Source organism: Kordia sp., assembly GCF_045105435.1.
Taxonomy (GTDB): domain Bacteria; phylum Bacteroidota; class Bacteroidia; order Flavobacteriales; family Flavobacteriaceae; genus Kordia.
In genome coordinates, this window is record NZ_JBGCDL010000147.1 from 1 (window position 1) to 11,981 (window position 11,981).

An 11,981-nucleotide genomic window follows, 5' to 3' on the forward strand; every position below is an offset into this window, starting at 1 on the left:
TAATCAGATTCGTAAATACGCTTTGTTTTTAAGTTTTTTAGATTGAATTTGTCAACAAACGGCTTTCTACCATTTTCACTATAACCAACACCAGTCAGGTACAGATTGTTTTTTTCAATGCTCAATACATCTCTGTTGTATTCATTTTTTGAAGTAACAAAATTTCCAGGATCGTTATATTTATCTTGATAGCTTCTGTTTGTAATCATTTTTGGAGCTATTTTATTATTCGATGGATTGAAAAGATATGTTTTTGTATTTCGTGTATTCCACCAATAATCGTAAGCAATTGCAGTTGTGTTGTTTCCCCAATCCATTCCGCTAAAACGTCCTTTCGTTTTTAGTAAAGAAGTTGCATTTCCTGTAAATGGCGCTTCTAGTTGAAACACTTCATCTCTGTGTGAAACTTTTTTGGCAGGATCACCGCCATCTAATGCTTCTGCCCAATAAATAGTTGCAGGTTTGTCCGAACGCCACGAAATGTTTCTGCGTCCTGTGCGTGTTGACATAAATCCTTTTGGTAAATCTTCAATGAGTGGTACTTTTAATGCTTCGTATACTTCATTTCCATTCATATCATAAATGATAGAAGAAAAAGGAAATCTTGAGTACGTTACTAAATATGAAAAAGGTTTTTCAATTGTATTAAGCATGATAAATTCTCCATTTGGCGATAAAGACATTCCTTTGTACATGTTTTGCGCTTTCCAAAGAGTGCTTGTACCATTTAAATCAACTTTGTACAATTCAGAAGTAGCTAATTGTTCAAAATTAAATTCGTCATTTTTATTTTTAAGTAAATCTTGATAGGTTCTGTTTTGTGCTTTTACACCTTGCTCACTCACTGATATTGTAGGTCCTGTAGGAACTGAAATTGTAGTATTTATAAGTTCTTTCCTTTTTGCAGGTACTTTTTTGACAAGCAATGCATTGCTGTTTTTTAACCACATATACGGAGTTCCAATATTGGAATTTAAATTTGCGTCTGTTAGTTTTTTTGCAGATTTTGTATTGAAATTAATTACCCATAATTCGACACCAGTTTCTACTGTATTGGTTAATGCGAGTTTGTTTTTATCTGGCGACCAACTAAAGTTAGAAAAACGTCCTTTTGTGGGCAATCCTGCTACAGCTTCTTCTTTGTTGGTACGACCAACTCTGATTAAAATTTCATTGTAATATGTTTGTCTGCTTCCAATATTTGTTTTTGGATTGATACGTAAACCAGCTAAACGCAATTCTTTTTCAGAAAGTTCGGCAATGCTTTTATAGTTGTTTCTATAAGCAAAATAGAATTTTTCTCCTTTGTTATCCATATTCACTCTTGGTGCAAGTGGAGCATCTGCAAGTTCTAATATTTCTGCTGGTGGTTGTTGGTAGCCTATGTTTTCTTGTGCGTTTATTCCAAAAAATGAAATAAAAAGTAAGAATACTAAAAAGGTGTTTTTCATGGTTGATTTTCGTTTTATGGTTGATGAACTATAAAACTATTTAAAAAAAGTGGAACTCTTTTATAAAAAAACCGTTTTTCTTATAAGGTTTCTTGAATTTTCTCGATTTACTTTCTTGTGATTAAGGATAGATACTTATAGAAAAAAAATAATTCCTTAATCAATTGTTTATTTATTGGTTAGGTTGTTTTAAAGCACATGTATGTTTCATATATGTGCTTTTTTATTCAAGTACATGTAATTAAAAGTTAAGTTGTAATTATTAATCCGTAATTTTGTTACTTACCTTTTTAAGAATTCGTAGTTTTATAAGACGATTTCACACTAAAAAATAAAAAGTCGATAATTTATGTATACATCTAGAATTATAGGATTAGGACATTATGTTCCAGATAATGTGGTTACCAATGAAGATTTATCCAAAGTAATGGATACCAATGATGCATGGATACAGGAACGAACCGGAATTAAAGAAAGAAGATTTGCCATAAAAGGCACAGAAGATACCACTTCAGGTATGGGAATTAAAGCTGCAAAAGTAGCTATTGAACGCGCAGGAATTGATAAAGACGATATTGATTTTATCGTTTTTGCAACCTTAAGTCCTGATTATTATTTTCCAGGACCAGGCGTTATTGTACAAAAAGAGCTAGACATTAAAACTGTTGGTGCACTTGATGTACGTAACCAATGTTCAGGGTTTGTGTATGCAATTTCGGTTGCCGATCAATTTATTAAAACAGGAATGTATAAAAATGTTTTGGTCATTGGTTCTGAGTTACACTCACACGGTTTGGATATGACAACGCGCGGAAGAGGTGTTTCCGTTATTTTTGGTGATGGAGCAGGAGCAGCTATTTTGACACGAAGCGAAGATAATAGTCGCGGAATTTTATCGACACATTTACATTCGCAAGGAGAACATGCAGAAAAATTAGCGTTAACTGCACCAGGAATGGGAACACGTTGGGTAAATGATATTTTAAAAGATCACGATAACGGAGAAGAAGATACTTCCTATTTTCCATACATGGACGGACAGTTTGTATTTAAAAATGCAGTCGTTCGTTTTAGTGAAGTTATTATGGAAGGTTTATCGCAAAACGGACTGAGTAAGGAAGATATTGACATGTTGATTCCGCATCAAGCAAACTTGCGAATTGCACAGTTTATTCAACGAAAGTTTGGACTTGGAGACGATCAAGTATATAACAATATTATGCGCTATGGAAATACAACTGCGGCTTCCATTCCGATTGCGTTAACAGAAGCTTGGGAAGAAGGAAAAATTAAAGAAGGAGATACAGTTGTTTTAGCAGCTTTCGGAAGTGGATTTACTTGGGGAAGTGTGATTATAAAATGGTAATTTAAAAAGACGCATCGCGCAAAGCATAGATATAAAAATAAAATCCCAAGGACTAATGTGCTTGGGATTTTTTCTTAGATAAATATCTAGTATACGTTTTATGCAAAAGTAATGGGTATTTTAGAGTGCTAAATTCGAATAATCAACCTAATAACAATACAGTATACTTTTATTTATATTGCAAAATTGATCGTTTTTTTTGAGATTTCTCTATTTATTGATTTAATTTTAACAGTTTTTTTGTCAAAATGCGCTAGTTTAAGGATTAATAGCATTTCAGGCTTATTGAAATTCAACCAAATTGCCTCAAAAATTATATCCTTATATTCTATTGCACTGAAAATTAATAGCTAAAGAAAACAGAAAACCTTAGTTGTGCACAACTAAGGTTTTCATTTATTAATAACATTCAATTAACACTAACCATCAATAATAATTGAAGTCATTAATTTCTTATATATTTTAAATAAGAAGGACGATTTATAGGAATCCGCCACTTCCAGATTTTTCATCATTGTCACGTTGCTTACGCGATTTTGCTCTGTATTTTCCACCTCCAAAACGATAAGAGATACTCACATTTACAGTATTACTTTCCCAGTTAAAAGCGCCAACTTGTCTATACGGTCGTTGTCCATCAAAACCAAATTCCATCGTATTGAAAATGTCATTGTAATTTACACTTAACGTTCCGTTTCCTTGTGCAAAAGCGTAACGTGCTCCAATATTTACAAAGTACATTGGTTCTGATTTGAACTGAATTCCTTGTACGCTTCCTCTGTAAAAACCAAAGGCCGATAAGTTTAATTTTTTAGTTACTCTAAAGTTATTAAACATTCTAAAGTTCCACGCTTCATTATCTACTTCAACAGTTTCACGCACAATATTATCAATAGTTGCTACGTCTGTTGGTACATTTAATGATTCCGTAATTCCTTTTTGTGTTTGCGCAAAGAAGTCAAAACTAGTATTAAAACTCCACCAACTTGTCGGTCTGAAATTACTTGAAATTTCAACTCCATACGCAGACGTATTATCAAAGTTATCATGTGTTAATATCAATCGGCTTACATCGGTTTGATCTATAAAAACAGCTCGATTAATTTCGTCTTCAATAGCTCTATAAAAAACACCTCCGGTAATAGTTCCTTTATTTCCTAACTTTCTGGTGTAATTTGCTTCCAAAGAGTTTGTAAATTGCGGTTGTAAGTTAATGTTTCCGAAAGAACTGATTAATGGTGTTGCCCATTCTCTAATTGGATTTACTTGTCCAATTCCAGGACGATCTACACGTCTACTATAACTCAATTGGTATGAGTTTTTTTCTGATGCAGTATACGTTAAAAACGCAGATGGATATACTTGTGTATAATCGTTTTCAAAAATAATATTAGATACATCTGTAGTTTCAATCTCGCTAGACAATGCATTTGCTTCTACCTTTACAGTTTCTGCTCTCAAACCAACTTGGTATGACCATTTTTCAAGTTGTTTTCCGTATGTAAAATAAGCAGAAAAAATATCTCTACTATAGTTGAAGTCTGTGCTTGGCGTTCTGCGTAAGGTTCCTAATTCGTTAAAGCTAAAACCTGTAGATTGGTAATCAATATTTGAGTTGAACAAACGCGCTTCTGCACCAAGTTCTAATTTTGATTTATTTTTCATCGGACGTACATAATCTAAGTTGATTGTCGTACGATCTCTGCCAGTTTCAGTTTCATCAATATAGTCTGGAAATGTGTTTGCTCCAGAAAACTGAAAATTAAATTCGTCTTCGGCATCATATACATTATAATCTACTTCCAATTCAATATTTTCGCCTTCATCATTAATATCATATTTATAGTTAAAGTTATACTGAGACGCTAAATTATCATTCATTGCTAAGAAGTCTTGCGAATTGTTAAACGCAGTATTGTCGTTAAATATAATACTCGTAAGACCTTCGTTTCTACTATCAGAAAGGTTTTGGTTTGTAAAAAATGAAATTGTGTTCTTATCATTCAAATAAATATCCAATCCAACTTTAAATAAATGTGTTTTTTGATTGTCTAAAACATCAAATATTTGCGCTGAATTTTCGTCAGGTCTGCGAATGTTTCCGCCATTTCTATTTTTAGCAATATTATTAGAGTAATTTCCAAAAATATTAAACTTTCCGTTACGGTAATTCATGTCAAGTGCACTATTAAATTTAGCTTCACGCTCACGTGTAAGTCCAATAGTAGCATTTCCATTAAATCCAATATTTACGTTTTTGCGCAATACAATATTGATAATTCCACTCATTCCTTCAGGATTGTACTTTGCAGAAGGATTTGTAATGAGTTCAATTTTCTTAATCGAATTTGACGGTAACTGTTTCAATAACTGTGCTGTAGGAATGTTTGAAAGTTTTCCGTCAACCATAACACGTACGTTTTGGTTTCCACGCAAGCTAATAGCTCCAGTTTGCTGATCTACATTTACAGAAGGTAAATTGTTCATAATATCAGAAGCTGTCGGTCCGGCAGTTACCAAATCTTTACCAACGGTAATTACTTTTCTATCTACTTTTTGTTCAATTGTAGTTCGTTCTGCAACAACTTCCACTGCATTAAGGCTAGTTGCGCTTTCTGCTAGTGAAACCGTTCCGAGTGATACTACTTTGTTGTCTTTTGAAATGGTAATCTCTTTAGAAATGGTTTCGTAACCGATAAATTGAATGTCTACAATAAGCGCTCCCGTTGGGATTTTGTCAATTTTAAAATTTCCGTTGTCATCTGAAATTGCTCCAGTAATTACTTTACTGTCTGCTTTCGATTTAATAACAATCGTTGCATAAGGAATTGCTTCGCTAGTAGTAGCGTCAATTACTTTTCCTTTAATAGTTCCTATTTTGGGAACTGGATTTTGAGCATGCAAAGCAAAGCCTAGCATTAACATGCATAGTGAGAATAGTTTTTTCATGTAATGAGTTCGTTTTTTGTTGATGATGATGAATCCATACTTGTGGAATCATGCATACTTGACGAAGCAATTACTCTTGTGTTACGAGCCTTAACAACTTTTAACATATTTTAACAAATAAAGCCGTTACACATCAAAAATCACTAAATTTATAATCTCATTACTAGTGAGGAATATCCAAATCGTAAACCCAAATATTATAACCTATTGAAAACATTAGTGTTAGGCGCTTCTTTGAAGTCGCATCGTTTTTCCCATAAAGCTGTAAACAAATTAGTCGCTAACGGATATGAAGTCGTGGCGTATGGACTAAAAGAAGGAGAAATAAGCGGCGTTACTATTGATGTTGAATTAGTACAATATCAAGACATTCACACAGTTACTTTGTATGTGAATCCCAAAGTACAAACCGAATTTTACGAATATATTATTTCGTTACAACCCGAACGTGTCATTTTTAATCCTGGAACGGAAAATTCAGATTTTTATAAAATGTTACAAGAAAAAGGAATCAAGCACGAAATTGCATGTACTTTAGTCATGTTGGCGTCGAATCAGTACTAAACCAATAAAAGTAATCAATCCGTTCACGGCTAACAATTCATATCCAAATTGGTACAAAGTGTTTTTTGCTAATTCCTGCGCTTCCGCGAGATTGGCTACATCTGCTGTAAAATACAGATAATACGATCCGCTGTTTGCAATTACATACGTAACACATATAGATGCTAAAGTAACAATCCAAACGTACTTATCAATCACTTTATACTTGGTAAAAATTCCAAAAGCAAACAATCCTAACAAAGGTCCGTACGTATATCCCGCAATTACTAAAATACTGTTGATGACACTATCGTTATTGAGTAGTTTAAAAATAATAACAACAATAATAAGCACGACCGACATTCCAATATGTACAAGTTGTCGTGTTCTTTTTTGAGTATGTTCAGGTTTTTTTTCAATTCCTAAAAAATCGACAGAAAAAGAAGTTGTTAAGGAAGTCAATGCAGAATCGGCACTAGAATAGGCTGCGGCAATCAAACCAAGTAAAAAGACAACAGCAAGCGAAATTCCTAAATTGCCGTTCAGTGCAATTTCAGGAAATAACAAATCGGTTTTTGGTTTTCCATTCATCAATGGTGTTTCCACTCCGTTTTTGGCAGCGTACATAAAAATCAATGCGCCTAAAATTAAAAAAACAAAATTTACAACAATTAGCACAATACTAAAACTCACCATATTTTTTTGCGCATCGCCTAAACTTTTACAGGTTAAATTCTTTTGCATCATATCTTGGTCGAGTCCTGTCATACATACTGCAAGGAACAATCCACCAATAAATGATTTCAGAAAATAACTCTTCGCCAACCAATTATCGGTAAACAAAATTTGATTGTATTCTGCTAAATCTTTTGAATTCCACAATTCACCAAAACTCATATCAAGATCGCCTAAAATCAAGTAAATAGCAACACCAACGGCAATCAGCATAAAAAGTGTTTGCAACGTATCTGTCCAAACAATCGTTTTAATTCCGCCGCGAAACGTATACAACCAAATCAATACAATAGAAATAATAACTGTAACTGCAAACGGAATTCCGTAGGCGTCAAATACAAACTGTTGTAGTACAATTGCTACTAAATACAATCGGAATGAAGCACCGAGAATTCGAGAAACCAAAAAGAAAAAAGCGCCTGTTTTATAACTCACCACGCCAAAACGATCTTCCAAATACTGATAAATAGAGGTCACATTCAAGCGATAATAAATCGGCATCAGTACATAAGCAATAATAAAATAACCAACCAAATAGCCAAAAACTACTTGCATATAGCCAAACTTAGAAGCTTCAACAGCACCAGGAACGGAAATAAACGTAACACCTGAAAGTGAAGCGCCAATCATTCCAAAAGCCACGACATACCAAGGTGATTTTCGCGAAGCTTTAAAAAACGTTTCGTTGCTATCGTCTTTTCCTGTGAAATAGGAAATTAAAATTAAAACGCCAAAATATCCGGCAATCAGTAGTAAAATGTGAATCGGCTGCATACATAAATTTTCTGAATTGCAAAATACAAACTTCTTTATCATTTTTAGATTGAATGATTAAAAGATTGAAGAAATTTAAATTACTATAACAAAGTTGTAACTTTTCGTACAAAAGTTGCTCTAATGATTTGGTAAAAGTTTATGAATGAAATTTATATATGTATGAATAACTCAAAAGAAACAAATACAATCTTAAATAAAATATTAGAAATTCTAGTTAAGTATCAAGTTGGTAATGAAGTTAAGGAAATGGGAGAAGAAGCTGATTCATTAATAAAGAAGGCTGAAAGACAGGGGGAAGAAGCGACAAAAAAATTACAAACAACACTTGATAGAATTCATGATAAATTATTTACAGTAAATAGTGTTTTGATTGCATTATATGTTGGTTTTGCTAAATTCCCAGAAGATAATCCTTTATTTAGTTTATGGTTTGTACTTTTTCCTGTCAGTAATATGTTCTATTTGATTTATCTGGAAATTTCTCAAATGAGTATATTTCGACACGAATCACAAAGAATGAAATGGAATTTTTCTACTGATGTAGAAAAATTTGGTAAAATGATTAGTAGGCAAACTTTAAAATCTATTTTAGCATGGTTTATCACAATTATTCTAGTCTTATTTTTAGCTTTTAGAATGATTTTTTAAGTTTCAACTTCAAATTCAATTTCATATTCAAAAAACCGTAAATTTGCCAAATGGAATTCTCCTCAAAACTCTTAGAAAGTGCTGTAAACGAAATTTCGCAATTGCCCGGAATCGGAAAAAGAACGGCATTACGCTTGGTATTGCACTTATTGCGTCAGCCAGAAAGTCAAACATTGCATTTGGCAACCGCTTTACAGGATTTGCGAATGGAAATAAAGCATTGTAAAAGCTGTCACAATATTTCAGATGTAGAAATTTGTGATATCTGTAAAAATGCCAATCGCCAACAAGAAATTATCTGTGTTGTAGAAGACATTCGCGATGTCATGGCAATTGAAAGTACCGCGCAATACAAAGGTTTATACCATGTTTTGGGTGGAAAAATTTCTCCGTTAGACGGAATTGGTCCGCACAACTTAACCATTGGCAGTTTGGTAGAAAAAGTGCAAGAAGGAAAAGTCAAAGAAATCATATTTGCACTAAGTTCTACGATGGAAGGCGATACCACCAACTTCTACATTTACAAGCAAATTGAAAAATACGAAGTAAAAACATCAACAATTGCACGTGGAATTTCGGTTGGTGACGAATTAGAATATGCTGATGAGGTTACTTTGGGAAGAAGTATCATCAACAGAGTTCCATTTGAAAACTCGCTAAAAAGCTCTTAATTTTCAACAGTTATGCAACTTTCGGTCATCATTCTCAACTACAATGTACGCTACTTTTTAGAAGCGTGTATCAGAAGTGTACAAGCTGCAATTACTACGCTCGACGCGGAAATTATTGTGGTAGATAACAATTCGCCCGATGATAGTTGTGACATGATGCGAAATACCTTTCCAGAAATTCAACTCATTGCAAACACGGAAAATGTAGGTTTTGCAAAAGCGAACAATCAAGCAGTAAAAGTAGCCAAAGGCCAATATGTATGTATCTTAAATCCAGATACGATTGTTACCGAAGATACATTCATACAATTATTAAAATTCGCAGAAAAAACAGAAAACCTAGGAAGTATTGGTTGCAAGCTCATTGATGGAAGCGGCGCGTTTCTGCCAGAAAGCAAACGAAACATTCCAACACCAATGGTTTCTGTCAAAAAAATATTGGGCAACAAAAACTCAGGTTACTATTCAGAACTGAAAGAAAATGAAATCGGAAAAGTAGCCATTCTTGTCGGCGCATTTATGTTAATGAAAAAAACGGTCTACGATGCTGTTGGCGGATTTGACGAAGACTATTTTATGTACGGCGAAGACATCGATTTATCCTATAAAATCAAAAAAGCAGGTTTTCAAAACTATTATTACGGCAAAACTTCGGTCATTCATTACAAAGGCGAAAGCACGCTAAAAGACAAAACCTATGCAAAACGCTTTTACGGCGCTATGCAACTATTCTATAAAAAACACTTCAAAAGAAACTTTGTGTATGATGTGGCGGTTACGCTTGGCGCGAGATTGATTCCGTTAGTATCACCATCCAATAAAACCACAAAAAAAGAAATTCATTCGTGTTTTATCGTGACCAATTCGTCGGAACGTTTCCAGCAAATACAAGCTGTATATCATCCAAAAAAATGTGAGCAATTTGAAACTGTGGACGAACTTTTACTTCAGGCAAATCACAAAAATCAAACAGAAATCATTTTTGACACGCATTTCATAGACCTAAAAAGTAGCATCCAAATCTTTGAAAAACAACTTGGATATTACAAAATATTACCAAAAAACAGTACTTTTATCCTCGGTAGCGATTCGTCTAAAAATAGAGGAGAAGTACTGATGCTAACAAAGAATTAAATTAAAAATAATTCAACGAAAAACGATATTATTTAGTATTTTCGCAAAATAAAATAAAATAACATCTTTAGATTAAGGATATGGCAAAATTTGAACTAAAACTTCCACAAATGGGAGAAAGTGTTGCAGAAGCAACAATTATATCATGGCTCAAAGAAGTTGGCGACACTATTGAAGCTGACGAAGCAGTGTTAGAAATCGCAACAGACAAGGTAGATTCTGAATTACCAAGTGAAGTTGATGGTGTTTTAGTTGAAATATTACACAATGTAGATGATGTTGTAAAAGTTGGACAAACGTTAGCTATTATCGAAACAGAAGGAGAAGGAAGTATAGCAGCAACTCCAGCGCCAGCAACGAAAGTGGAAGAAGCACCTGTAGCAGTTGCCGCAGTTGAAGAAACGGTAAGCGCAGCAAAAGAAACAGTAAACAACGATTTCTCAAACTCTGAAAAATTCTATTCGCCTTTAGTAAAAAACATTGCCAAAGAAGAAGGGATTTCAGTTGCGGAATTAGATGCAATTCCAGGAACAGGAAAAGACGAAAGAGTAACGAAAAACGATATTCTTGCCTACATAAAAAATAGAGGAACTGCGCAAGCACAACCTCAAAAAACGGAAGCACCAAAAGCAGCAGTACAACAAGCGGCAAAAACGGTTGCGACTCCAAAATCGACACCAGCAACACCAGTTTCTGTAAATGGAAGCGACGAAATCATTCAAATGACACGTATGGGGAAACTCATTGCGCATCACATGGTAGCTTCGGTGCAAACATCGGCACATGTACAGAGTTTTGTAGAGGTTGATGTAACCAAAATTTGGAACTGGCGTAAAAAGACAAAAGCAGCATTTGAAAAACGTGAAGGTGAAAAACTAACATTCACGCCAATATTCATGGAAGCAGTTGCAAAAGCATTAAAAGATTTCCCAATGATGAATATTGCTGTTGATGGCGATACGATCATTAAAAAGAAAAATATCAACTTAGGTATGGCGGCTGCGTTACCAGATGGAAACTTAATTGTTCCTGTCATCAAAAATGCAGATCAGTTGAACTTGGTTGGAATGGCAAAAGCTGTAAATGATTTGGCTGGAAGAGCTAGAAATAACAAATTGAAGCCAGACGATATTCAAGGTGGAACCTATACCGTAACCAATGTTGGTACCTTTGGTAGTATTATGGGAACGCCAATTATAAATCAGCCACAAGTTGGAATTTTAGCTTTAGGAGCAATCAGAAAAGTTCCTGCGGTTATTGAAACGCCAGAAGGTGATTTCATAGGAATCCGTTATAAAATGTTCTTATCACACTCGTACGACCACAGAGTTGTAAACGGAGCGCTTGGTGGACAATTCGTAAAACAAGTTGCAGATTACCTAGAAGCTTGGGATAGCGATAGAGATATTTAGAACTAATAAATTATATCATAGAAAAAAAAGAGTTTCCACTTCGGAAACTCTTTTTTTTGTTGCTAGTTGTCGGTTGCTAGTTGTCGGTTGTCGGTTGTCAAAATGACAAATGACAAATGACAAATCAACAAATTGACAAATCAACGAATTGACAAATCAACGAACCAACAAACGTTTGAATCTTAAAGCAACAATATTCCAAATTTGTATTCCTTTCGGAAATAGTAGCATAAGATGCACAAAACCTAAAACAATAGCTCCAGGAATCATATTCACTGAAATCACTTTAAGCATT

8 protein-coding genes and 1 pseudogene are annotated in these 11,981 nt (G+C 34.1%); 6 read left to right on the forward strand and 3 right to left on the reverse strand.

Annotation, left to right across the window (positions count from 1 at the left end; all coding sequences use genetic code 11):
* Positions 1-1,451 (reverse strand): annotated as a pseudogene (locus AB8B65_RS07690) (S9 family peptidase); the annotation flags it as partial.
* Positions 1,452-1,800: 349 nt separating this feature from the next.
* On the opposite strand from AB8B65_RS07690, the gene AB8B65_RS07695 reads away from it, so the two are divergent.
* Complete coding sequence (locus AB8B65_RS07695) at positions 1,801-2,817, forward strand: 3-oxoacyl-ACP synthase III family protein (RefSeq protein ID WP_405300304.1); 1,017 nt, start codon at positions 1,801-1,803, stop codon at positions 2,815-2,817.
* 480 nt (positions 2,818-3,297) lie between these two features.
* Here the strand turns inward: AB8B65_RS07695 and AB8B65_RS07700 are convergent, their stop codons facing one another.
* On the reverse strand, positions 3,298-5,766 hold the full coding sequence (locus AB8B65_RS07700) for a TonB-dependent receptor domain-containing protein (RefSeq protein ID WP_405300305.1): 2,469 nt from the start codon (positions 5,764-5,766) through the stop codon (positions 3,298-3,300).
* 207 nt (positions 5,767-5,973) lie between these two features.
* On the opposite strand from AB8B65_RS07700, the gene AB8B65_RS07705 reads away from it, so the two are divergent.
* Positions 5,974-6,330: a CoA-binding protein gene (locus AB8B65_RS07705; protein ID WP_405300306.1), complete on the forward strand. Its 357-nt coding sequence runs from the start codon at positions 5,974-5,976 to the stop codon at positions 6,328-6,330.
* Here AB8B65_RS07705 and AB8B65_RS07710 read toward each other — a convergent pair.
* Positions 6,301-7,818, reverse strand: coding sequence for a sodium:solute symporter (locus AB8B65_RS07710; RefSeq protein ID WP_405300307.1), 1,518 nt, complete (start codon positions 7,816-7,818; stop codon positions 6,301-6,303). The two genes, AB8B65_RS07705 and AB8B65_RS07710, sit on opposite strands and share 30 nt — an antisense overlap.
* 162 nt (positions 7,819-7,980) lie before the next feature.
* On the opposite strand from AB8B65_RS07710, the gene AB8B65_RS07715 reads away from it, so the two are divergent.
* The 4 genes from AB8B65_RS07715 to AB8B65_RS07730 all read left to right on the forward strand — a co-directional run bounded on the left by AB8B65_RS07715 (position 7,981) and on the right by AB8B65_RS07730 (position 11,686).
* Entirely contained in the window at positions 7,981-8,469 is a 489-nt protein-coding gene (locus AB8B65_RS07715) for a hypothetical protein (protein WP_405300308.1), read from the forward strand.
* A gap of 50 nt (positions 8,470-8,519) precedes the next feature.
* Positions 8,520-9,140, forward strand: coding sequence for a recombination mediator RecR (gene recR, locus AB8B65_RS07720; protein ID WP_405300309.1), 621 nt, complete (start codon positions 8,520-8,522; stop codon positions 9,138-9,140).
* Between the two features lie 12 nt (positions 9,141-9,152).
* A complete protein-coding gene (locus tag AB8B65_RS07725) occupies positions 9,153-10,274 on the forward strand; it encodes a glycosyltransferase family 2 protein (RefSeq protein WP_405300310.1) in 1,122 nt (373 codons plus the stop codon).
* A gap of 80 nt (positions 10,275-10,354) precedes the next feature.
* Positions 10,355-11,686 carry a dihydrolipoamide acetyltransferase family protein gene (locus AB8B65_RS07730; protein ID WP_405300311.1) on the forward strand — a complete coding sequence of 444 codons (1,332 nt, stop codon included), beginning with the start codon at positions 10,355-10,357 and terminating at the stop codon, positions 11,684-11,686.
* Positions 11,687-11,981 lie beyond the last annotated feature (295 nt).

What these genes read in the sequence shown, in the direction of transcription:
- AB8B65_RS07710 (WP_405300307.1), bottom strand. Translation starts at nt 7,818, where the DNA reads ATGCAGCCGATTCACATTTTACTACTGATTGCCGGATATTTTGGCGTT.
- recR (WP_405300309.1), top strand. Translation starts at nt 8,520, where the DNA reads ATGGAATTCTCCTCAAAACTCTTAGAAAGTGCTGTAAACGAAATTTCG.
- AB8B65_RS07725 (WP_405300310.1), top strand. Translation starts at nt 9,153, where the DNA reads ATGCAACTTTCGGTCATCATTCTCAACTACAATGTACGCTACTTTTTA.
- AB8B65_RS07715 (WP_405300308.1), top strand. Translation starts at nt 7,981, where the DNA reads ATGAATAACTCAAAAGAAACAAATACAATCTTAAATAAAATATTAGAA.
- AB8B65_RS07695 (WP_405300304.1), top strand. Translation starts at nt 1,801, where the DNA reads ATGTATACATCTAGAATTATAGGATTAGGACATTATGTTCCAGATAAT.
- AB8B65_RS07730 (WP_405300311.1), top strand. Translation starts at nt 10,355, where the DNA reads ATGGCAAAATTTGAACTAAAACTTCCACAAATGGGAGAAAGTGTTGCA.
- AB8B65_RS07700 (WP_405300305.1), bottom strand. Translation starts at nt 5,766, where the DNA reads ATGAAAAAACTATTCTCACTATGCATGTTAATGCTAGGCTTTGCTTTG.